General features: G+C 69.4%; 18 protein-coding genes. 7 read left to right on the top strand and 11 right to left on the bottom strand.

The window, feature by feature from the left end; translation table 11 throughout:
• Nucleotides 1-49 precede the first annotated feature (49 nt).
• From ASE56_RS07440 to ASE56_RS16545, 3 genes are all read left to right on the top strand, one after another.
• Nucleotides 50-1,672: a DUF2142 domain-containing protein gene (locus ASE56_RS07440; protein ID WP_056226816.1), complete on the top strand. Its 1,623-nt coding sequence runs from the start codon at nt 50-52 to the stop codon at nt 1,670-1,672.
• A gap of 71 nt (nt 1,673-1,743) precedes the next feature.
• Nucleotides 1,744-2,907, top strand: a complete 1,164-nt coding sequence (locus ASE56_RS07445) for a lipopolysaccharide biosynthesis protein (protein WP_162234498.1) — start codon at nt 1,744-1,746, stop codon at nt 2,905-2,907.
• Complete coding sequence (locus ASE56_RS16545) at nt 2,904-3,779, top strand: alpha-1,2-fucosyltransferase (RefSeq protein ID WP_082450347.1); 876 nt, start codon at nt 2,904-2,906, stop codon at nt 3,777-3,779. The genes ASE56_RS07445 and ASE56_RS16545 overlap by 4 nt, the downstream gene beginning before the upstream one ends.
• A 76-nt stretch (nt 3,780-3,855) precedes the next feature.
• Here the strand turns inward: ASE56_RS16545 and ASE56_RS07455 are convergent, their stop codons facing one another.
• The 8 genes from ASE56_RS07455 to ASE56_RS07490 are packed head-to-tail and all read right to left on the bottom strand — an operon-like array spanning nt 3,856 to nt 13,547.
• Nucleotides 3,856-4,797, bottom strand: coding sequence for a UDP-glucuronic acid decarboxylase family protein (locus ASE56_RS07455; protein WP_056226823.1), 942 nt, complete (start codon nt 4,795-4,797; stop codon nt 3,856-3,858).
• A gap of 48 nt (nt 4,798-4,845) precedes the next feature.
• The gene (locus tag ASE56_RS07460; RefSeq protein WP_056226825.1) at nt 4,846-5,727 is read right to left on the bottom strand and encodes a glycosyltransferase family 2 protein; all 882 of its coding nucleotides are present in this window, start codon (nt 5,725-5,727) and stop codon (nt 4,846-4,848) included.
• Nucleotides 5,728-5,764: 37 nt separating this feature from the next.
• Nucleotides 5,765-6,826, bottom strand: coding sequence for a glycosyltransferase family 1 protein (locus ASE56_RS07465; protein WP_056226827.1), 1,062 nt, complete (start codon nt 6,824-6,826; stop codon nt 5,765-5,767).
• 37 nt (nt 6,827-6,863) lie between these two features.
• On the bottom strand, nt 6,864-8,108 hold the full coding sequence (locus ASE56_RS07470) for a lipopolysaccharide biosynthesis protein (RefSeq protein WP_056226829.1): 1,245 nt from the start codon (nt 8,106-8,108) through the stop codon (nt 6,864-6,866).
• A complete protein-coding gene (locus ASE56_RS07475) occupies nt 8,105-9,232 on the bottom strand; it encodes a glycosyltransferase family 1 protein (RefSeq protein ID WP_056226832.1) in 1,128 nt (375 codons plus the stop codon). The genes ASE56_RS07470 and ASE56_RS07475 overlap by 4 nt, the downstream gene beginning before the upstream one ends.
• The gene (locus tag ASE56_RS07480) at nt 9,232-10,428 is read right to left on the bottom strand and encodes a glycosyltransferase family 2 protein (RefSeq protein WP_082450348.1); all 1,197 of its coding nucleotides are present in this window, start codon (nt 10,426-10,428) and stop codon (nt 9,232-9,234) included. The genes ASE56_RS07475 and ASE56_RS07480 overlap by 1 nt, the downstream gene beginning before the upstream one ends.
• Complete coding sequence (locus tag ASE56_RS07485; RefSeq protein WP_056226834.1) at nt 10,425-11,621, bottom strand: glycosyltransferase family 4 protein; 1,197 nt, start codon at nt 11,619-11,621, stop codon at nt 10,425-10,427. Before ASE56_RS07485 ends, ASE56_RS07480 begins: the two co-directional genes overlap by 4 nt.
• Complete coding sequence (locus ASE56_RS07490; protein WP_056226835.1) at nt 11,622-13,547, bottom strand: DUF6541 family protein; 1,926 nt, start codon at nt 13,545-13,547, stop codon at nt 11,622-11,624. It lies immediately after the preceding gene.
• 149 nt (nt 13,548-13,696) lie between these two features.
• Here ASE56_RS07490 and glf point away from each other — a divergent pair, with 149 nt between their 5' ends.
• A complete protein-coding gene (glf, locus tag ASE56_RS07495) occupies nt 13,697-14,833 on the top strand; it encodes a UDP-galactopyranose mutase (RefSeq protein WP_056226837.1) in 1,137 nt (378 codons plus the stop codon).
• Nucleotides 14,834-14,840: 7 nt separating this feature from the next.
• On the top strand, nt 14,841-16,883 hold the full coding sequence (locus ASE56_RS07500) for an acyltransferase family protein (protein WP_056226840.1): 2,043 nt from the start codon (nt 14,841-14,843) through the stop codon (nt 16,881-16,883).
• 45 nt (nt 16,884-16,928) lie between these two features.
• Here the strand turns inward: ASE56_RS07500 and ASE56_RS07505 are convergent, their stop codons facing one another.
• The 3 genes from ASE56_RS07505 to ASE56_RS07515 form a co-directional block, all read right to left on the bottom strand.
• Nucleotides 16,929-17,900 (bottom strand): glycosyltransferase family 2 protein, encoded by a 972-nt coding sequence (locus tag ASE56_RS07505; protein WP_056226842.1) that lies wholly within the window; start codon nt 17,898-17,900, stop codon nt 16,929-16,931.
• Nucleotides 17,897-19,810 (bottom strand): glycosyltransferase, encoded by a 1,914-nt coding sequence (locus ASE56_RS07510; RefSeq protein WP_056226844.1) that lies wholly within the window; start codon nt 19,808-19,810, stop codon nt 17,897-17,899. The genes ASE56_RS07505 and ASE56_RS07510 overlap by 4 nt, the downstream gene beginning before the upstream one ends.
• A 97-nt stretch (nt 19,811-19,907) precedes the next feature.
• Complete coding sequence (locus ASE56_RS07515) at nt 19,908-21,308, bottom strand: O-antigen ligase (protein ID WP_056226847.1); 1,401 nt, start codon at nt 21,306-21,308, stop codon at nt 19,908-19,910.
• Nucleotides 21,309-21,369: 61 nt separating this feature from the next.
• Between ASE56_RS07515 and manA the strand changes: the two genes are divergently transcribed.
• Both manA and ASE56_RS07525 read left to right on the top strand, forming a co-directional pair.
• Entirely contained in the window at nt 21,370-22,524 is a 1,155-nt protein-coding gene (gene manA, locus ASE56_RS07520; RefSeq protein WP_056226849.1) for a mannose-6-phosphate isomerase, class I, read from the top strand.
• A gap of 146 nt (nt 22,525-22,670) precedes the next feature.
• On the top strand, nt 22,671-22,994 hold the full coding sequence (locus tag ASE56_RS07525; protein ID WP_074694106.1) for a WhiB family transcriptional regulator: 324 nt from the start codon (nt 22,671-22,673) through the stop codon (nt 22,992-22,994).
• The last annotated feature ends 43 nt before the right edge of the window (nt 22,995-23,037 follow it).

Here is a 23,037-nt window from a genome sequence, read left to right on the forward strand (position 1 = left end):
TTTCTTGCCCTTCTTCTCCCGCTTTCATTCCCTCGAGGAGCCTGGATCCATGAGACTCCGCCGTCTGAGCCGCGCCGTTCGCCCGGTCATCGTCGTCGTTGCCGCGCTGATCGCGTTGCTGGCATGGGCCGTGTCGTCGCCTCCGGGGTCCAGCCCCGACGACGACTACCACATGGCCAGCATCTGGTGCGGAACGACCGATTCGACGGATCTCTGCGAGCAGACCGGAGTCCCGTCGGAGCGGGCGCTCCCGGCTGATGTGCTCGAAGCCTCCAGTTGCTTCGCCTTCGATCCCGATAAGGCGGCGAACTGCCGACTCGACGCCGAGTCGGACAAGCTCAGTACCCGTGGCAACTGGAATGGTGAAGCGTATCCACCGGTCTACTACGCGGTGATGCACGCCTTCGCCGGGCACGATCTCTCCGTCGCCGTCGTCACCATTCGCGCGGTGAACTCCGTGCTCTACGTCGGCATCCTCGCTCTCCTCTTCGTCCTCGTACCCCGTGCGGGGCGACGGGCTCTCGTGTGGGGCGCTCTGGTCACCTCCGTACCTCTCGGCGTGTTCATCGTGGCGAGTGTCAATCCCAGCTCGTGGGCGGTCATCTCCGCATCCGGGCTCTGGCTCGCGGTGTGGGCATTCTTCGTTCAGTCGGGCTGGCGAAAGGCGGGCGCCGGCGTCCTCACGGTCCTTCTCGTCGTCATCGGCGCGGGCGCTCGTGGTGACTCGGCCGCGTACTCGGTGCTGGCGCTCATCGCGGGAGCCGTGATCGCATTCCGGCGCGACCGCCGCTATGTGCGCGATCTCCTACTGCCGGTCGGCCTGGTGGTCGTCGCGGCGGCCCTCTTCTTCACCGCGGGACAGTCGGCCGTGGTGGGCGGGGCCACGGTGGTGAAGAACGACACCTACACATTCTCCGAGCTGCTGTTCATCAATCTGAAGGCGCTGCCGCAACTTCTCGCAGGATTCCTCGGCACGTGGGGACTGGGATGGCTCGACACCTACATGCCTGGAATCGTCTGGGTGACGGCGCTGACGGTGTTCGCCGGCGTGGTGTTCTGGGGGCTGCGACTCGGCGATGCCCGCAAATGGTTGGCTCTCGCGGGGGTCGGCGCGGGTGTCATTGCTGTCCCGCTCTACATCCTCATGCATGACGGCGTCGTCGTCGGTAACGGGGTGCAGCCCCGGTACGTCTTCCCCTTGATCGTCATGTTCGCCGGCATTGCAGTGTTCGGGTTCGCGCGCTCCTCCCTGGGAATGGGTCGCGTTCAGTTGACCGTTGCGGCGGTCGGTCTGGTCGTTGCGAACAGTGTCGCTTTGCACGTGAACCTGCGTCGATACGTCACCGGCCTCGACCGCGTCGGGATCAACCTCGACCGTGACATCGAGTGGTGGTGGAACGCTCCGGTCTCACCCATGGGGCTGTGGGTGATGGGCACATTCGCATTCGCCCTGACGGTTTTGTTCCTCCTTTCCCTCGCCTGGCCTCGAGCCGACGGGGTGGACACGAGCACGCGAGCTGCGCGTGCTGCGGGCGTCCTCGAGGACGTTCCCAGCCTGGGCGACTCGACGACCGTGCCGCAGCGGCTCGGGGTTCAGAGCCTCCACGTGGGCGATGCCGCGGCCCCGGCGACGCGAGCCGAACCCGGGGCCACTCCCGGTGGGCAGCTGTGACCTCCTCCGGTCGCTGGGGGCATGTTCGATCACACGCCACGGCATTGGGTTCGGTGGGTGTGGCGAGCATCGTGGGTGCCGTTGCCGCTTTCGCGTTCCAAGTCGTGACGGCGCGCATCATCGGACCCGACAATTTCGGCCTGCTCGCGGCTTTCTTTTCGATCGTCAACGTGGCGGCCATCGGTAGCTCGGCACTGCAGAACTCCGTCGCGGTTCAGACTGCGGAGGGTGGCTCGATGACGGTCCGCTCGGGTGTGCGAGTGCCCGTCGACGCCCTCATCGTGGGGCTCGTCGGCGGCGCCCTCGTCGTCGCCATCTCGCCGTTACTGGCTGATGCCCTCGGATCCAGCCTGGGCATCGTGGTGGCGGCGGCGCTGAGCATTCCCCTCAGCTTCCTATTCGCGGCCTACGTGGGACGCATCCAGGGTGCAGGGCGTGCCACTGCGGCGGTGGGATGGTCGACGGCATCCCTCGTGCTGCGTGTCCTCATCGCTGTGCCCACGCTGCTGCTCGGCGCGGGAGTGGGCGGCGCGGCGGGTGCAGTCGTAGCGGCGACTGGCCTGGCGACGGTGGGGGCGGCGATCACGGCCCGACGGACTCCGGCCCCGCGTCGAACGATCTTCACCGCCGATGGCGCGACGATCATGGTGATCACGATCGCCCTGGCGTGGTTGACGAGCGCTGATGTGTTCTTCCTCCGCGTTCTCGCTCCTCCCGTTCTCGCGGGGGAGTACGCGTCGGTCGCCGTGCTGGTGAAGGCTTCTTTCATCCTTCCGTCGACGTTGTCGCTCTACCTATTGCCGCGGTTCGCACGAAACAGGGAGAGCGTGGAGCTCACCCGCGTCGGTGTCTTCGCGTCGATCGGTGTCTCGGCTGCTGCGGGACTCGTCCTTCTGCTGGCGTTCTGGCTCGTCGGTGGCCCGGTGATCGACGTCATCCTGTCCGGCGGCTACGCCGGGGCGAAACCCTTGCTCGTCCCCATCGCCGCCGCGTACGTCCCCTGGATCATCCTCCAGGGTCTGCTCATCCAGCTCATCTCGGACGCGTCTCGCGTAGCGGCGGTGGCACTCGTGATGGCCGTCGGTGTCCAGGCCGCCGTCTTCTTCGTCTTCCTGCCCGATCTCGGCGCCACTCTCGTGGCGTTCGGCATCTTGGGGTGGGTGCTGTGCGGCGTTCTCGTCGCCGCAATCATGATCAGGCTCAGGCGCGTGTCGTCAGATCGGAGTATTAGATGAACCGCCGTCGCGAAGGCATCACCGGGTATATCGCCGGAGGCCTGGGCAACCAGCTCTTCATCCTCGGCGCGGCATGGGAACAGGCGGAGCGCCTCGGGGTTCCTTTGCTCCTGGACCGTTCCCACTTCGGCGTTACGGGGACCCGTGGGTTCGAGCTGGACGCTCTGCCCACCCCGGCACGGGTTCTCGATCCTGGCGAGAGCTGGAGGTCGGTGCGCATATCGTCGGAGCGCGTGTTGCCGTTCCCGACGCGACTGGGTCGTATTCATCTCGAACGCGACGCCGATCGATACTCCCCGTCTATTCAATCCGTTCGTCCGGGGACGACCCTCGTCGGATATTTCCAGTCGCCGCGGTACTTCCCGACCGTGGGACCCCGCCTGCTCGAGGCGATGGTGGGCATGCCCGAGACCGACGTCGAAGCTGCGACTCTTCAACGCATGCGGAGTGAGCCGGCGATCACGCTGCACCTGCGGCGAGGCGATTACCTCGCCGTACCGTCGGATCGTCAGTTCATCGCCTCCGTGGGATACGCACGCCGTGCGCTCCGCCTGCTCGACTATTTGGGCCTCCGCCTGCCCGTGCGCGTGTTCTCGGACTCGGTCGACCTGGTGCGCGACGAACTCGCTGATGTCGAGGCCGAGTTCGATTTCGTCGACGACCGTTCGCTGGGGATCTGGAGCACGATCAAGGCGATGGCGTCGGGATCAGCGATGATCATGAGCAATTCGAGTTTCAGCTGGTGGGCCGCCACTCTCATGGAACACCGTGGCACCTCGCCTATCGTGATCGGGCCGCGCCCGTGGACGGCAGGCGGTACGGCGAAGGCCGACCTGCTGGGGCCTGACTGGATCACCCTCGACGCGCGGTAACCCCGCGCGACGAACGAGAGAGCCGCCCGGTCCTGCGAACGAACCGGGCGGCTCTTTCGTCGTCAGGACGCAGACGTCAAGAGGCGAGCACCCCGCGGAAGTACTCCACCGTCCGCTCGAGGCCCGCGCGCAGGGCTATCGTCGGCTCCCAGCCGAGCTCGCGACGGGCGAGGTCGATGTTGGGCTGGCGCTGCTTGGGATCGTCCTGAGGCAGTTCCCGGTGTTCGATGGTCGAGGTGCTGCCCGTGATCTCGAGCACGGCGTTCGCGAGCTCGAGCATGGTGAACTCGCCCGGGTTGCCGACGTTGATCGGGCCGGTCACCGAGTGGTCGGTGTTCATCAGGCGCACCATGCCGTCGACGAGGTCGTCGACGAAGCAGAACGAGCGCGTCTGCGAGCCGTCACCGTAGATGGTGATCGGTTCTCCGCGCAGGGCCTGCACGATGAAGTTCGACACGACTCGGCCGTCGTTGGGGTGCATGCGCGGGCCGTAGGTGTTGAAGATGCGGATGACCTTGATCGACAGGTCGTGCTGGCGCCGGTAGTCGAAGAAGAGCGTCTCGGCGGCGCGCTTTCCCTCGTCGTAGCAGGAGCGGGTGCCGATGGGGTTCACGTTGCCCCAGTAGTCCTCGGTCTGCGGGTGAACGGCGGGGTCGCCGTAGACCTCGGAGGTCGAGGCCTGCAGGATCGGCACACGGAGGCGCTTGGCGAGACCGAGCATGTTGATCGCACCCATGACGCTCGTCTTGGTGGTCTGCACCGGGTCGTGCTGGTAGTGCACGGGGGAGGCGGGGCACGCCAGGTTGTAGATCTGGTCGACCTCGACGTAGAGCGGGAAGGTCACGTCGTGACGCATCAGCTCGAAACGCGGGTTGTCGAAGAGGTGCTCGACGTTGCGGCGGGAACCCGTGAAGAAGTTGTCGACGCAGATGACCTCGTTGCCCTCGGCGAGGAGGCGTTCCGACAAATGGGACCCGATGAAGCCGGCTCCGCCGGTGATCAGAACTCTGGATGACACTTCCCCACCCTATCAGCGGGGGTCGGCGGTGCCCGGGGAAGGACCCGATCAGCGGGTGGTCGACACCATCCGGGCCTGCCCGAACGTCCTCCCCAGCGCGCCCTCGAGACGCCCTACGAACATGGGCCAGCCGTCCAGGACAGTGATCGGCCGGGGGTTGCGGACGCCGTAGAGCAGACCAGCGCCGGTGAACGCCGCCCGCCACCACAGGGGGTAGCCGTGCACGGCGAACGCACGGCCCGTGCCGCGACCGTAGGCGCGGAGCTTGCGGCGACGCTCGGCTGCCCCGAGACCGAATCCCGTCGAGATCCCGTCGACGTGGACGGATGCCGGCAGCCATCGGAAGTCGCGGACGAGACCCGGCTCGTGCGCCAGGGCGCGCAGCAGAAGGTCGGTTCCTTCGGCGACCTGCCACGGTGTCGAGGCCCCCGGTCCCATCCGCTCGTCGAAACCGCCGACGGCGTCGAAGAGGGACCGACGCATCAGGATCCCCATCTCGATCACCGACCACACGTTGTACTTGTCGAGAGGGGTGCCCGGCTCGGGCAGCGTCGTCTTGGGGCCGCGCTCGTCCCACGAGGTGAACCCCCCGGCGCGGAAGGTTGCGTCGTCGACGGCGTCGTGCAGGGCGGCCACGGTTCCCGCCGGGTAGGTCGTGTTGTCGTTCGGGAAGGTCACGATGGCTTCACCGGCGGGGAGGGCCGCCACCCCGGTGTTGCGGCCGAGGGACGCACCCCGTCCGGAGGTCGTGGCCGACACGGCGACGCCGCGCTCGGCGAACTCCGCGGCGAGGGCCGCGACCTCGTCCTGCGCCCCCTGCGCGACGAGGACGACGTGGTCGCCGTCGCGCAGCTGCCCCTCGAGGGAGGTGAGGAGGGCGCGGAGGGGGTCCAAGCGACCCAGGGTCGTCACGACGAATCCGATGTTCACCAGACGATTCTGCCTGTCGGGGAGCCCGGTGCGGGAATCAGCGCGCCTCGCGGTCGATGATCCGGTTCCAGTCGGTGGTCGTGGCATCCCATGTGAAGCGTTCCGCGTTGGCGAGGCTCGCCTCCGACAGGGTCTCGCGAAGCGCGGGGGAGTCGGAGATCTCCGAGAGGAGGGATGCCAGTTCCTCCGGCTGCGTGGGCGCGAAGTACCGCGCGGAATCGCCGAGGATCTCACGGTTGATGGGGATGTCGGATGCCAGGACCGGAGCACCCAGTCGCTGCGCCTCGAGGGGAGGCAGCCCGAAGCCCTCGTGCAGCGACGGCCACACGAACGCGTCCGCCCGGGCGAAGGCGGCCGCGAGCTCGTCGTCGCTCACCGGGCCGGTCCATCGGATCCTCGCCGGCGCAACGCCCCGAGACGCGGCGTGGGGCTCCAGCTCGGGGTCGAGGTTGCCCACGAACTCCACGTCGACGTCGGATGACGCGGGCAGGAGGGCGAGGGCGTCGATCACGGCGCGGGTGTTCTTGGCGGCCCCGTGGCGTCCGAAGGCGACCACGCGCGTGCGGCGCTCGCCGGGCGGCGTCTGCCGCGGAATGAGCGGCAGGCTGTCCGCCCCCTCGTAGACGACCTCGATCGCGGTGGGGTCCACCCCGAACCGCTCGGCGATCTCTCGCTGCGAGGCGTGGCTGACGGTGACGAGGCGCTGCCCGCGACGGAGCATGCCGAAACGGACCGCGAGCTGCCACTGGAGGCGGAACGGAAGCGTGAAGTCCTGCGGGCGGATGGCGGGGGCGATGTCGTGCAGAACGGTGATCTGGTGGCGGTACGTCATCGGCGCGATGTTCGCCAGGTTGAGCAGCAGTGGCGATCCGTGCCGCCGCAGCCAGCGCGGCAGCTCGAGCTGCTCCCACGCGGGCCCCGCGAGGCGCCCGACCGTCTCGGTGCGGATCCCCTCCACGCTGGAGGTGTCGGCTGACGCCGGAACCAGCAGCACGATGTCGTCGCGGGACTCGGCGAGGTGGTGGGTCAGCTCGGTCGCGAAGCGTCGCACTCCGCCGAAGGAGTCGATGAGGAAGCGGCCGTTGACGGCGATGGTCATCGCGCGGTCCTTTCGTGGGGGCGTGCAGCGTGAGGGCTCACGCCGCGGCCTCGGCGGGGGTGTGGCGCAGGTCGTGCAGCACGCGCAGGCAGCGGCGGGTGAGCAGGAGAGCGGCGGCTCCCTCGGTGAACGCGTAGCCGAGGGCCGCGCCGATCGGGCCCCAGGCGATGCCGAGGCCGATCATGAGGGGGATTCCTGCGGCCGTGGCGAGCAGCGTCGCGCGCATGACCGCCGATGCCTGCCCGGCGGGGAAGAGCACCAGGCGGGCCACGGCGGTGCGGACGGAGAAGAAGAAGAACACCAGGCCCATGACGAACAGGATGTCGAAGGGAGCGGGAGCGGCGGGCAGGAACGTCTGGGTCAGCCAGGGGCCGACCAGCGCCAAGCCCGCCCACCCCAGCAGACCGGCGACTGCCGCCAGCCCGATCGACATGCTCATGCGACGCCCGCGGTGGTGCCCGTGCGCCTCGCCCACCCAGGCCTGCAGTGCGTTGGCGAGCGTCATCGGGATGAACTGCCCGAGCTTGAGCATCTTGTCGGCCGTCGCGTACCCGGCCGCAGCGGACGGGATCGCGGTGACGTTGACCACCGGGGCCGGAACGCTCGAGTATCCGCTCAGGCCCGCGTCGTTCAATGCGACGGCGAGGTTCGCCCGGAGGAGGCGAGGCAGGTCGCGCACGCGGGGCCAGGATCCCGGATGCCGCCGCAGCAACCGCACCGTGAAGATCGAGGTGCCGACGAGGGTGACCACGATGCCCGCGAGCGGGTAGAGGACCACGACCCCGGTGGTCAGGACCAGACCGGCCGCCGCGAGGTTCGCCAGAAGGCGAGGCGCGGCGTCGAAGATCACGATCGTGCGAGGGTCGCCGACGCCCGCGCAGAACCAGGTGAACGACAGAGCGATCAGCGCGCCCTGCATGCCCATCAGGATGGTGAGCCATTCCGAACCGGGCGACGCGACGAACCAGCAGATGACGGCGAGCGCGGGAAGCGCGATCACCGAGATCGACAGGCGCACGGCGATCGATTCCCGGTACAGGCGGGCCCGCTCGTCGTCGTCGCCGGCGATCGAGATGAGGGCCGGTCCGACGGTGGCCCACCCCCAGCCGATCGCGATGGCCGCGAAGGTGCCGATGGACTCGCCCGCGATCGCGCTCGCCCACCCGGATGGACCGGCGATGGCGGTCACGGCCGGAAGAGCGATCAGCGGCGAGAGCGCCGCGATCGCGGGAATGAGCAGGAAGCCGAGCAGCCGCCGCTTCATGGAGGGCGCGGCGGTCACCGTCGAGCTCCCGCAGCGACGGAGTCGAGCACTCCTGCGGTGGCCTCGGCGGCGGCATCCCACGTGAACCGCGACGCCCACCGCTGCGCGTCCGCCCGCGCGACGTCATCGACGGGGGCCCGCAGCGCCGCCGTGATCGCGGCGCCGAAGGTGTCGGCATCCCGGGCATCGGCGTAGCGGGCAGCGTCGCCACCGACCTCCCGCAGGACGGGGACATCGTGGGCGAGAACGGGAACGCGTCGGCGCAGCGCATCGACCACCGGCAGACCGAAGCCCTCGGCGAGAGACGGGCAGACGTAGAGATCGGCGCGCTGATAGAGCGCCTCGAGCTGCTCGTCGCTGACCCAGCCGGGCAGGATCACGTCGCGCTCCAGGTCCAGCCGGGCGACGTCGTCGGCGAGCGGGTCGGGCAGCTTGCTGCCGGCGATGACGGTCACGGGGCGTTCGGCGGGTGCGATGCTCGCGAGGGCGCGGAGCAGCCCCGGGAAGTTCTTATGCGGCATGCGGTTGCCGACGCTGAGCACGACCGGGCGATCCGCGGGCAGGGCCAGAGTCGACAGGATGCCGCCCGGTGCGGCGACCGGAGCCGGCTCCGAGCTGCCGTTGTGCACGACCGCGATACGCGAGGCGGGAACGCCGAGGAAGCGCCCGATGCTGTCGGCGGCGGCGTGCGAGACCGTCACGACTCGGTCGGCCGTCTGCGCCGAGCGACGCATGAGGAGCGAGGTCGCACTCCGCTGCGCCCGCTGGGCGAGACCGCCGGGCACCTCGTCGTAGATCGCGTCGTGCACGGTGACGACCCGGGGGACTCCGCGGAAGACGGGACCGAAGTTCGCCGGCGCCCACACGAGATCGGCGCGCCCCCGCCGAGCGAGCAGATCGGTCGCCGCGACCGCGCCCAGAGCCCACGTCGCCGGGTCGGAACCCACCCACGACACCGTCTGCACGTGGCCGGGGAAGAACGCCGACACGCGGTCGGTGCCATCGCGCCCGGTGAGCGCGGCGAAGCGCGTGTCGGGCAGAAGATCGGCGATGCGGGGGAGCAGCTCGCGGACGTAGGTCTCGGTGCCCCCGCGCGAGCCGGTGAATCCCAGGAGGTCGACGAGGACGCGGCGCGCGGCCATCAGCTCTCGATGACGGCTTCGGGGCGCTGCTCGCGCCGGGGCGTGGTCAGCACGCCCGAGAAGAAGCTCATCATCGCCGTCTGGAAACCGAGGATGATCAACAGCGCGCTCGGCACGGCGATGCGCACGGCCTGCGCGGCATTCTGCGCACCGAAGTCGAGGCTGCCCCACAGCGCCACCTGGACGATGCCGATGATGATGCCGAGGAAGAACAGACCCACACCGATCAACAGGCCGCGCTCGGCCGACCACTTCGCCACGATGCGTCGGTATCTCTCGCTCGTGGGCAGGAACCCTTCCTGGGTGGCGTACAGCTTGGTCAACCAGAAGAACAGCAGGGATTGGAACCCGATCACGCACAGGGCGCTCGCGTAGACCATGGTCGTGACGTCGAAGCCCACGCCCCCGACGCGGATGCCGCCGAAGGCGAGCACCCCCACCGCGATCGCGCCGAGGAAGAAGGCGACCAGCCCCGGGTAGACGAAGAGCCACCGGGGGGCGAACAGCAGGAGGAAGCGAAGGTGGCGCCACCCGTCGTGCCAGCTGCGCAGGTGCGGCGGACGCGAGCGCCCGTCCTTCTTAAGTGTCGTCGGCACCTCTTCGATGCGGAAGCGGGCCAGCGAGGCGCGCACCACCATCTCGGAGGCGAACTCCATTCCCGTGGTCTGCAGGTCGAGCTCGCGGATGCGCGCGCGGTTGAAGCCGCGCAGGCCGCAGTGGAAGTCGCGGATGCCCGGCTTGAAGAACAGCTCGCCGATGAACGAGAGCACCGGGTTGCCGAGGTACTTGTGCAGCGGGGGCATGGCACCCGGCTCGATGCCGCCGCGGAACCGGTTGCCCATGACGAGGTCGGCGCCCGCGCGCAGGCGCTCGACGAACGGCTCGAGGTTCTCGAAGTCGTAGCTGTCGTCGGCGTCCGCCATGATGATGTACCGACCGCGGGCCGTCTCGATGCCGTTGATGAGCGCGGCACCGTAGCCACGGCGCGGGGCGTGCGAGACCCGCGCACCGAGACCTTCGGCGAGGGCCTGCGAGCCGTCCGTGCTCCCGTTGTCGGAGATGAGGATCTCACCCTGGATGCCGCTGCGCTCGAGGAAGCCCTGCGCCTTGCGGATGCAGACCTCCAGCGTCTCCACCTCGTTGAGGCAGGGCATGAGGATCGTCAACTCGAGGTCGGACGGTGCGGGAGTTGTCACGGGCTGTCTTCTTTCGTCTTCACCGTGGCGGGGCTCGGCAGCGGCAGTGCCGAGAGGATGCCTTCCACGGTGCGGCGGATGGTTCGGGTGCCGACGGCGGTGTCGTACCAGGCGCGCGAAGAGCGGCGCAGGTCGTCACCTCCGTCGGCGACGTCCCGGATGGCCCGGGCGAGGTCGGCGGGTCGAGTGGTGGGCGAGACGACGCCGTTGACGCCGTCTTCGATGAGTTCGGTGGCCGCGTTGCCCTCGTCGGCGACGAGGACGACGGGGGTGCCGTGCGCGTTCGCCTCGACGACGACGAGACCGTACCCCTCGCGGCGCGAGGGGTTCGCGAGGGCGAGGGCGCCGTGCATGAGGCGGTCCAGCTCGGCCTCGGACACGAAGCCGGGGAAGTCGGTCCACGACTCCCCGCCCACGCGGCGGACTTCGGCCCGGACGGCTTCGGAGCTGGGACCGGTGCCGAGGATCACGAGGCGCAGGTCGGGGATGTGCTCGCGGGCCGCGGCGATCGCGGCGGGGAGGACGTCCACGCGCTTGTCGGGGATGTGTCGGCCGGCGTAAAGGACGTAGGGCGGGCGGGCCGCCGGGCCGGGCTCGGCCACCTTCACCGCACCGTCGATCAAACCAGGGCTCACGAGGGGCGCTCGACGCAGGCCCTCGCGACGCAGCCGGTCGGCGGTCAACTGCGAGTGGCACGTGGCCACCGGTGTGATCGCGACGGCGGCGCGCTGCAGCGCCCAGGCGATCGTTCCCGTGACGGGTCCCGCGTACTCGACCCACTGGCGGCGATGCCACACCTCGAGGTAGTCGATGACGAGCGCGGTCCCCGATCCGAGAAGGGCGAGGCGCGCAGCGAAGACGTTGAAGATCGGCAGTCCGCTGACGATCACGGCGGCGTATCGCCGGCGCCGGCGCACCAGCGAGGTGAAGAGCGAGGCGGCGAAGCGCACAGCCGCGGGGATGCGCCGCACGCCCCGGTCGTCGTACAGCGACAGGCGAGGGGTGATCGGAAGGACGCGGAAACTCTCAACCGTGGGGGTCTCGCCGTCCCACTGTCGCGAGGTGAGGTAGTCGACCTCGAAGCCCAGGTCGTCGAGAACCTCGGCCGTGGCGCGGTATTGGCGCTCGCCGCCGCCCGTGGTGAAGGGGAAGAGGCAGTCGTAAGCGACGGCGACCGTCGAAGAGCGCTCCACTCAGCACCCCTCGATACGGAAGAGCCGGGCGCTCGGCCCCTGGGAGTCGACGAGCACGAGGTGCTGCGAGGGGGTGAGGTCGTACAGACCCTTGCGGTCGAGTCCCACGCCGGGGTTGTTCCAGACGTTCTGCGAGCCGAAGTCGAGCACGTAGTCGATGCCGAGGCGGTCGACCGCCTCGCAGACCCGCGGGTCGGACTCGATGTCGCGCAGGTCGTTGTTCAGCAGCTCCTCATAGGGGCCGAACGTTCCGAACACATGCTTGCGCAGGACCTCACGGTCGCCGATCGCGTACGCCAAGGAGGTACCCGTCCAGGGGCTTCCGGCGATGAGCGCGTCCTGCGGCGTCGTCACGGGGAGGCGCTCCAACAGGGCTTCCTCGTCGGAGGTCAACAACGGAGAGGTCGGCGTCAACGCGTAGGCGCCGCGCGCCTCCTGGGCGGCCCGGATGATGTTCGGGCTCGCTCCGACCGAGAAGACGACGAGCACGCCGACGACCGCTAGCGCGACCTGCAGCGATCGCCGCGACGACCGCGCGCGCAGCGCCCGCGAGGCGAGGTCCCAGATCGTCACCGCACCGAGCACCGCGACGGGGATGCCGGCGGCGGGGAGCAGAGCGGCGAGCCGGAACGAGTCGTTGTACCAGGGGTTGGTCAACATTTCGCGGATCGGGTTGCCGACGGCCGTTCCCGAGACGAGCACGAACAGGACCGACGCCACCGCCATCGGGGCGGCCACGACGAGGAGTCGAGGCGTGCGGAGGATCGTCACGAGGCCGGTGATCACCAGGACCGACACGGTGATGGTGATCGTGTAGCCGTGCGGCGAGAGCAGGAGGGCTTCACCGATCGACTGGGCGGTGCTCTGCCAGGGGGCCCAGCGTGACATCTCTGCGTTCGTCCGCGAGAACCGCCAGAGGAACACCAGGACGAGCAGGATGGCGAGCAGGATGACGCCCACCGTGATCCAGCGGCGGCGGCTCCGGTGCGCGAGGGCGTCCGTGACCAGCTGGACCGTGGCGATGGAGGCGCCGAGAGCCACCATCCCGAGGAAAGCGTTCGGGTGCGACAGGCCGACGCCGGCGGAGGCGACCAACAGGAGCACGCCCGCACGGACGAGAGCCGGAAGACCGCGGGATCGAAGCAGGTGCACGACCACGGCGACGCCGCCGGGGAGGACGGCGTACCCCATGGCATTCGGGTAGAGGACGCCGAAGTACATCAGGAGGATCGGGAAGGCGCCGAAACCGGTCGCCAGGGCTGCCGAGCTCACGGCGACGGCGAGGCGTTCCGAGAGCAGCGCAGTGCTCAGCGCGACGACCGAGAGCGGCCACGCGACGGCGCCGAGGGCGATGTTCGCCGCGTTGACGGCGACGGGGACCGAGACGCCCGTCACCTCGGCGGCGAGCGCCGCCACGGTGTGCCAGCCGTTCGGATAGAAGCCGATGTCGCTGGTGGCGCCGATGTGGAAGGCCGAGGCGTCGTGGGTGTCCACGGCGAACGCCACGGTGTTCAGGTGAACGATCGCATCGAACGTCTGCGAGATGTTGGAGGGGGCGCCGAACACGTATGCCAGCTGGAGCGCGATCACCACCGCGGCGACGACGAGCGCGAGCGAGCCGCCGATCGCGACGCGGCGCGGCGTGCGATCCTCGACCTCAGGGCCGACCCAGCGCCGCAGGCCGTACGCGGCGGCCGCAGCGACGACCGACAGGATCAGCAGCGGCAGCGGTGACCAGCCGAGGCCGACGATCGGGGCGATGGTCGCGGAGACGCCCAGGAGCGCGATCGACACGACCGGCGCGAGGGCGAGGATGCGCAGGCGCCTCACGCCCCATCCGGCCGCGAGAACCAGGATTCCGGGGACGGTGAGTGCGAGGATCGAGACGATCAACGGCATCACGATCACCGACCAGGAATCGCTCATGCACTCCCATTTCTCGCTCGACGACAGTCAGCCATGCTAACGGACGGTCGCTGACCCGCCCCTGAAGGCCCCGGCGGGGTGCCCGTTTAGACTGGGAGAGCGCGGCTTCCGTCCTCGCGCACCCGTCGACACGAAAGATGCCTCTCTGCATGGACCTCCTCATCGTCGGCTCAGGCTTCTTCGGCCTCACCATCGCCGAGCGCGCGGCCGCCGCGGGTCGCAAGGTGACCGTCATCGACCGGCGTCATCACATCGGCGGAAACGCCTACTCGGCGAACGAGCCCGAAACGGGCATCGAGGTGCACCAGTACGGTGCCCACCTCTTCCACACCTCCAACCCGACGGTGTGGGAGTACGTCAACCGTTTCACCCAGTTCACCGACTATGTGCACCGCGTGTACACGACGCACAAGAACGTCGTCTTCCCCCTGCCGATCAACCTCGGCACCATCAACCAGTTCTTCCAGGCCGCCTACACCCCCGACCAGGCGCGTGCGCTCGTGCACGAGCTCGCGGGGGAGTTCGAGGCGAAGGATGCCGCCAACCTCGAAGAGCGCGGGATCGCCCTGATCGGTCGCCCCCTGTACGAGGCGTTCATCCGCGATTACACCGCGAAGCAGTGGCAGACCGACCCGAAGGATCTGCCCGCCGAGGTGATCTCGCGTCTGCCCGTCCGCTACACCTACGACAACCGCTACTTCAACGACACGTGGGAGGGCCTCCCCGTCGACGGCTACACCGCCTGGTTGGAGCGCATGGCGGATCACCCGAACATCGACGTGAAGCTCTCGACCGACTACTTCGACGAGTCGCAGCCGTTGAACAAGAAGGCGACCGTCGGACAGGTGCCCGTGGTCTACACCGGACCGGTGGACCGCTACTTCGACTACGCCGAGGGCGAGCTGTCGTGGCGCACGCTCGACTTCGAGCAGGAGGTCCTGCCGATCGGCGACTTCCAGGGCACCAGCGTGATGAACTACGCCGACGCCGACGTGCCGTACACCCGCATCCACGAGTTCAAGCACTTCCACCCCGAGCGTGCCGACCGCTATCCGACCGACAAGACGGTCGTCGTGCGCGAGTACTCGCGCTTCGCGACGCGCGCGGACGAGCCGTACTACCCGGTTAACACCGCCGACGACCGCGCCGGCCTGCTCGCTTATCGCGAGCTGACCAAGGGGGAACGGGACGTGCACTTCGGCGGTCGTCTCGGCACATACCAGTACCTCGACATGCACATGGCGATCGGTTCCGCCCTCTCGATGTGGAACAACCAGCTCGCGTGACGTCGTCGTGCATCTGACCCTCGGGTCGCCCACCCGCCCCGTGCCCCTCGAGCGGCCGGCGGAGGGGCGTTGGGCGTACCGTCGCGACATCGACGGGCTGCGCGCCGTCGCGATCCTCCTGGTGGTGTCGTACCACGTCTGGTTCGGGCGGGTCTCGGGCGGCGTCGACGTCTTCTTGATGCTGTCGGCGTTCTTCCTCACCCGCGGATTCGTCCGTCGGATGGCGGGCCCGGCTCCGGTCCGCCCGATCCGACACCTGCTCGGTGTGTTCCGCCGCCTGCTCCCGGCGGCAGCCGTGACCCTGGTCGGCATCCTGGCCGTGGTGTGGGCGGTATATCCCGAGGCGATGCGGCGTTCGGTCGCCGAGCAGGCGTGGGCATCGCTCGGGTACGTGCAGAACTGGCTGCTGGCATCCGAGTCAGTGGACTACTACGCCCGCACCGACGTCCCGAGCCCGCTCCAGCATTTCTGGTCGATGTCGGTGCAGGGGCAGGCCTTCGTGCTGTGGGTGCTCCTGCTCTGGGGCTGCCAGATCGTGGTCCGGCGTCGCGGATGGTCCCCCGACCGCGTGGTCGGTGTGGTCTTCGGCGCGGTGTTTGCGATCTCGTTCGTCTACTCCGTCGTCCGCACCGCCTCGGCTCAGCAGCTGGCGTACTTCGACACGGGGGCGCGGCTGTGGGAGTTCGCCGCGGGGTCGCTGGTGGTCGTCGCCCTGCCCCACGTGCGTCTCGGGAAGGTGGCGCGCACGCTCGTGGGGTGGGCCGGGCTGGTCGGCCTGCTCGTCCTCGGCGCCGTGCTCGACGTCCAGGGCGGGTTCCCCGGGTTCCTCGCCCTGTGGCCCGTGCTGTGCGCGGCGGCGATCGTGGTGTCGGGCTCGGGCGAGACCGGCCGGTTCTCGCTCGCCGCGCTGCTTTCTTCGCGTCCGCTGCAGGCGATCGGTCGCGACGCGTACGCGCTGTATCTGGTCCACTGGCCGATCCTGGTCACCTTTCTGATCGTCAACGGCCGCACCGAGGTGGGCCTGGTCGGTGGGGCGGGGATTATCGCGCTCTCGCTGCTGCTCGCTCGCGTTCTGACGTGGGCCGTCGACCGTCCCGTCCGCGCGTGGCGACGCGGCAACAGCTCCCCACTGGTGCCGGTCGCGGTTCTCGCGGTCGCTGTCGCGATCGTCGCCGTTCCGGTCGGCACCTGGCAGACCGCGACGTGGGTGCAGGAGCGAGCGATCGAGGCGAGGGCGCTGCAGGCCAATCCCGGGGCGGCAGTCCTCCGCGATCCTTCGCTGGCCAGGACTCCCGCCGATGCCCCGCTGCTTCCACTGCCGTCCCTCATCGACGACGAGTGGGTCCATCTGGACCGCGAGTGCTCGGCGGAGTGGGCGAATGACATCGAGGAGTTGCGGGGGACCTGCTCCGAGACCACCGGCACACCTCGGGCTCGTCACACGGTCGCCGTGATCGGGGACTCGCACGCTCAACAGATCACGAGCGCCCTGCTTCCGGTGGCCGAGGCGAACGGATGGGGCGTGGTCTTCCTCATCAAGGGTGGATGCTCGATGGGGCTCGACGAGCCGGGAATGGACGAGCGGTGCGACGGGTGGCGCGAGGCGGCGATCGAGCTCGTCGAACGGGTGCGGCCCGATGCGGCGTTGACCGTGGTGACCCGATCTGACGCCGGCGAGGACGACGAGCGTTTGCGTCCGGGCATCGAACGCTTCCTGGACCGGATGGACGGCGCAGGGGTGCAGGTGCTGGGGGTGCGCGACAACCCGCGCTTCGCGTTCAACATGTACGACTGCGTCGTCGCATCGGAAGACCCGCTCGACTGCGCGGTTCCGCGGTCGGCGTCGCTCGCCGACCGGAACCCCGCCGACGATCTCGACCGCGCCGGTCTTCACCTTCTCGACCTCACGCCGTGGATCTGCCCCGACGACCTCTGCGTCGGTGTGATCGGGAACGTCGCGGTCTACCGCGACGACAATCACCTGAGCCGCCTCTACGCACGCACGTTGAGCCCGTCGCTGGCCGAGCAGCTCCCGGGCACGATCGGCTGAGCGGGGCGCGCAAGAGCGTGCCCCGCGTCGAGCCGCGCGATCGGTTCAGCTGACCGGCTGCGACTGCTCCAGCGGCGGCATGGGCTTCCACGACGCGTCGTGCAGGATGCGCCGGCCGTCACGGAGTCCGCGGAAGAGGTGGCTCGTGCCGGTGATCTTGCGCTCGACGACGACGAGGCGGATGAGTTCCTTGACGAAGGTGAGCGTCGTCCCGAGGGTGAAGGGCAGCGCGCGGTAGACGCCGAGCGCGCGGTAGTACTTCTGCAGGTAGGCGCGGTTGCGCATGATGTAGTACCGGTACGCGTCGCTCGAGGCGTTCATGTGCCGGATGCCCATGTCCCACTGCTTGATCTCGCGCGTGCGACGCAGCACGAACTCGTTCACGATGACCGACGGCGTCTGACGCGAGGCCAACCACCCGTAGAGCTGGTCGTCCCAGTAGATGAAGAAGCGCGGATCGGGGAGGCCGATCTTGGCCACGATGTCGCGGTGGATGAACATGCCCTCGAAGCAGCCCGAGTTCATCGGCTTGAAGCCGGAGTCGTCGAACTCCGCCGGAGCGAAGGGGATGGGGATCGCCATCGACTCGGCCACCCGGTACTGCCAGTAGAACTCGCTGCCGTCGTAGTCGTACCGGCGGCCCTGGATGCTGCGGAAGCGGGGGGTCCAGTGGCCCATGCGGGCGAGCCCGTCGGTGACCACCTCGACGTCGTCGTCCATGAGCCAGATCCACTCGGACCCGAGTTCGTAGGCGACGCGCATGCCCTCGCTGAAGCCTCCGGAACCACCGGTGTTCGTGTCGAGGCGGCGGTAGACCAGTTCGGTGGGCAGGCGGTCGCGGAACGACTCGACCACCGCGGTCGTGTCGTCGGTCGAGGCGTTGTCGATCACGACGAGGCGACCGGGCGCCGGGTCCATGCGCTCGATGCTCTCAAGCAACCGCGTCAGCAGGTGCGTGCGGTTGTAGGTGACCACGACGATCGTCGCGGTCTTCGGGTCGAACGGGGCCGTGGTCACGGACGCTCCTCGAAGGTCGCGCGCCAGTTGGCCTCGGAGACGAGGTCGGGCAGGGCGCGGCGGTACTGACGGGACAGGCGGGGCCATTCGCGCTGGAGGCGGCGGTGCAGCTTCCAGCTGTCGATGAGCATGCGGCGGAACATCGCGCGATCGCGCGTGTAGATGTTCTTGCCCGACCCGTCGGCGGCGCTCACGAGAGCGCTGTCGAAGCGCGGCACGCGCCACCAGTGCGCGTCGCCCTTGCCGAACTCGACCTCGGGCTGCGCGACGTTCTCGGGCTTGGGGGTGTGGAACCAGTGCGACACCAGCGTCCGCGCCGTGAAGGTGCGCAGCGACAGGCCGGTCGGGCTGTCGAACTCGTGCTTCTTGAGCAGCTTGAAGACCTGGCGGCCGCGACGCGAGCGCAGCGGGACGCCGGAGTCCTTGTGCACGACGGTCTCGGCGTGCTTCTTCGCCACCAGCCGGGCCTCGGGCATGGCGGTGGCGAGGTTCGCGCGCATGTGATCGGGACCCGACAGGACGTCGCGCAGGGCGCGGTGACGCAGCTCGACGGGGTAGTACTGCATCATCATGAGGTGCTTGAGGTCGACGCGACGGCTGTGGCGGATCAGCGTCCCGCCCAGCGACGATCGCGAGTGCAGGAGGGCGGCGACGATGCGGTTGCGCGCGTGGAAGTACGCCTGCCAGTCGATCGAGTCGTCCTTGCCCAGCCACGACACGTGCCAGAGCGCGACACCGGGCATGGAGACCGTGGGGTAGCCGGCATCCCGAGCCCGGACGCAGAACTCCGCGTCGTCCCACTTGATGAAGGCGGGGAGCGACAGGCCGATCTCGCGCAGGATGCTGGTGGGGATGAGGCACATCCACCAGCCGTTGTAGTCGGCGTCGAGCCGCATGTGCAGCAGGGGGCTCTGGCGCAGGTTGGCGACGCTGAAGTCGTGGGGGAGGCGCTCCTGGTACAGCGCGCGCCACATGAAGGGGGCGTCGTCGACGACCTCGGCCCACGCGTGCAGCTTGGGCCGGTCGAGCAGGTCGAACATGTGGGCGCCGACGATCGTGGGCACCGAGGCGTACCGTCCGAACACCACGGAGCGGCGGATCGACTCCGGCTCGATGCGCACGTCGTCGTCGAGCAGCTGCACGAAGTCGCTGCCCTCGCGGGCGAGGGTCTCGACCATGGCGCGGGCGAAGCCGCCGGAGCCGCCGAGGTTGGGCTGACGCAGCACCTGGAGAGTGTCGCCGAGACGCTCGGCCACCTCCGGGTAGGCGTCCTGCGCCTCGACCAGGTCGGTGCCCTGGTCGATGATGAACACCCGGTCGACGACGTCGAGGACGTCGGGCGCGTCGGCGAGGGCCTTCAGCGTCTCGACGCAGTAGTCGGGTTTGTTGTAGGTCGTGACGCCGATGCTCGCCTTGCCGCCGCGGACCGGCTCTTGCTCGGTGGTCCATTCGGCGCCCTCGAACATGGCGTCCGCGCGGTCGGCGGCGACGTCGAACCAGATCCAGCCGCCGTCGCTGTACTGATCGAGGACGAGGTCGAACGAGGTGGCGACGGCATCGCCGTGCACCTCACGGGTCTCGATGCGCTGCTTGGTGCCGCCGCCGTTCGAGCGGTACACGAGCACCGTGGCGTCGCCCGAGGTGTGCACCGTGAGGCGGACCTGGCGCACGGCCGTCCAGTGCTGCCAGTACGAGGCGGGGAAGGCGTTGAAGTACGTGCCGAACGACACGCGTCGACCCGCGACGATGCGGGCGCGGTGGCGATCGAGGATGTTGCTGAGCTGGGCGACGTTGGTGACCCGCACCGGTTCCTCGTCGATGGTCGACCACGTCTCGGGGTCGACGTACAACGGGAGGAGGTCGGGGTCGCGGTCGAGCGGCAGCACGGCGTTCTGCAGGGTGTACGTCACGAAGAGATCTTTCGGTCGAGGAGCCGCGGCCGCGGACGGCCAGCGGGAAGTCTACCGGGCGCTCTCCGCGCCACCCTGAGCGTCCGACGCTCGCCGGTCAGAGCGCGGGGCGCTGCAGTTCGCCGCGTTCGATCGAGATGCTCTGTTCGCTCGGGCCGACCCCCACGAGCGGGGTCTGCTTGATCTTCGCGCCGAACAGGACCACGAACATCCAGCCCCACAGCAGCAGGGGGCCCGAGTCGGTCAGTCCCTGCGCGACGAGGAGGGCGCCGACGAGGGTCGGCAGGAGCGTGAGGGGAGAGTGCGGGCGGTCGGCACGCAGGTCCCACCGGGGACGATCGACGGCGAAGAACCACGACCTCCACAGGTAGGCGAGGTACACGAGCGCCAGCAGTGCCACGCCCACCCCGCCGAGCTGCAGGTACGCGTCGAGCCACATGCCGTGCGCCTGGGCGACGGTCTGCCCCTGGTCGACGATCCAGCCGTCGATGAGCGGCTCCGTGGTGATCCACGGCGTCGAGAACCCCCAGCCGATGAACGGATGCTGGTCGGCCCGGGTGAGCACGTCGGCCCAGATGCCCTCGCGACCCGTGAGGTCGGCGCCGCGGCCCAGCATCTCGAAGATCGTGTCGCGCCCGAACCACAGCGCCGCCGCGCCACCGAGCCCGATCGCGGCGTAGAGCAGGTACCACCGCGTGCGCTCGCCGGGGCGCTTGGCCGTCCGCATGACCAGGACGGTCCCCAGCACGAGCGCGACGAAGGCCGCGGCGATGACGGCGGTGATCGACGCGGCGCGGACGAAGAGGAATCCGGCCACCGCGATCCACACGATGAGCAGGGCCCGCCGAGGCGCCCCCGCCGCCAACCGCACGCCGAAGACGATGATGGCGACGAGCATGACGGCCGCCAACAGGTCGGCGTCGCCGTAGATCCCCTGGATCCGGCCGCCCGTGAGGAGGGCGCCGTCGGACCAGGGGGCGACCGGATCCGCGCCTGCGGTCGGCGCGGCGAATCCCGGGAGCAGCGGTCCCCGGACGATCAGAGCGACCGCGATCTCGAAGAGGAGCGAGAGCCCGACTACCCACTTCGCGGCGGACGCAATCGCCCGCACGACATCCCTCCAGGTGAGGACGGCGCCGACGAACAGTCCCTGGAAGGTCGTGATCCACAGCAGAAGGAGAGTCAGGACGGATGCCGCGGGCCACGCGCTCCATGCGAGCGATGCGGTCGCCCAGACGAGGTAGCCGGCGGCGATCCACGGCAGTCGCCGGACCGCGAGGGGTGGGCGGACCACGAGCCACACGACCGCCGACACGACGGCGGTGGCCGCCACGACCACGGCGGTCGCGGCCGGTCCGACGGCGTGCACGAGGCCGACACCGCCCAGGGCGAGCACGAGCAGGAGGACGCACCAGGCCCGGAGCAGCAGGTGCCCGGTCGTCTCGCGCGCCGGTGCCGTCGGCAGCGCCGACACCGGGTGATTCGTGTGCATCGCCATGGTCTGTTCAGGGTAGCGGTCGGCATCCGTCGCCGTCGGGTGCGCACATTATGCTGACGCCGTGCTGATCGCCATCTCGAACACCCCCCGCGACTACGCCTGGGGGAGCCCGACCCTCATCGCCGACCTGGAGGGGCGCGAGCCCACCGGGGCCCCCGAAGCCGAGGTGTGGTTCGGCGACCACCCGGGATCGCCGGCCGAGGTGCACGACGGCTCCGCCCGCACGCTCGACGCGTGGCTGCCGGCCGTCGCGGCCGAGCAGGGTGTTCCCGCGAAGCTGCCGTACCTGTTGAAGCTCCTCGCCGCGGGAGCTCCCCTCTCGATCCAGGTGCACCCCTCGAAGGAGCAGGCGGTCGAGGGCTTCGCCCGTGAGGAGCGTGCCGGGGTTCCCCGCGATGCGGGGGAGCGCAATTACAAGGACGACAACCACAAGCCCGAGGTGATCGTCGCGCTGAGCGACACCTTCACCGCCCTCGCGGGGCTCCGCGACCTGGAGCGCACGCGTGCCCTCGTCTCGGCCCTGGGTGACGCTCCCGCCGTCGAGACCCTGCGGGCCCACCTGGTCGGCGATGACCCGCTGCGCTCCGCGATCGGTTGGCTGCTCGGCGGGGCCGAGCGCGCCGAGATCGAAGAGATCGTGGATGCCGCGGCCTCGGCCGAGGCGCCGGAGTTCGGCGCCGAGCTGGCCCTGACGCGGTCGCTGCACGCGGCGTACCCCGCCGACCCGGGCATCGTGGTGGCCCTGCTGATGAACCTCGTCGAGCTGCGCCGCGGGGAGGCGATCTTCGTCCCCGCCGGCGTCCTGCACGCCTACGTCGCCGGTCTCGGCGTCGAGATCATGGCGGCGAGCGACAACGTGCTGCGCGGGGGCCTGACACCCAAGCACATCGACGTGTCCGAACTGCTTGCCCTGGTCGACTTCCGGCCGGCCGAGCCCCCGTTCCTGCGCCCGGTCGCGACGGGGGAGAACGCCGAGGTCTTCGCGCCCGGGATCGCCGACTTCGCGCTCGGTCGCTTCGAGGTGGGCGCCGCGGGCAGCCTGGAGCTCCGCGGTGTCGCGATCGCCCTCGGCGTGACGGGCGAGACCGTGCTCACGGGCGCCTCGGGGCGGAGCATCACCGTGCTCCCGGGTCAGGCCGCCCTCGTCACGCCCGACGAGTCCCCTCTCGCCGCGGACGGTGGCGGCGAGGTCTTCGTCGCCATGCCCGGTGCGTGAGAGCCGCGACACGCCGGGGACGCGGCTAAAGGTTCACCTCGCCCTTGAGGGTTTACGATCCGCGACTTGACTCAGCGGAATGACACGGGTGTAATTATGACTGCGCGGAACCGCGTCATGGGGGCTTGAACGAGGCGGAGGACGATATGGCGACGTCGCAGTACCGGTCCGGTGTCCCGGAGAATTGGTTCGTCGATCCGGTCGATCTCGGTGTACCCGGCGTCCGCCGCGACATCGACTCCACCGAAGAGAACACACTCGCCTGGCAGACCGATGCGCTCTGCTCGCAGACCGACCCTGAGGCGTTCTTCCCCGAGAAGGGCGGCTCGACGCGAGATGCCAAGCGCATCTGCACGTCGTGCGACGTCAAGTCGGAGTGCCTCGAGTACGCGCTGCAGAACGACGAGCGCTTCGGCATCTGGGGCGGCCTCAGCGAGCGCGAGCGCCGCAAGCTCAAGCGTCGCGCCTGATCCGCGTCATCCGTCCGCTCGAGCGATCCTCGCGCCGACGGCG

Origin of the sequence: Microbacterium sp. Leaf203 (assembly GCF_001421275.1) — a bacterium.
Taxonomy (GTDB): domain Bacteria; phylum Actinomycetota; class Actinomycetes; order Actinomycetales; family Microbacteriaceae; genus Microbacterium; species Microbacterium testaceum_A.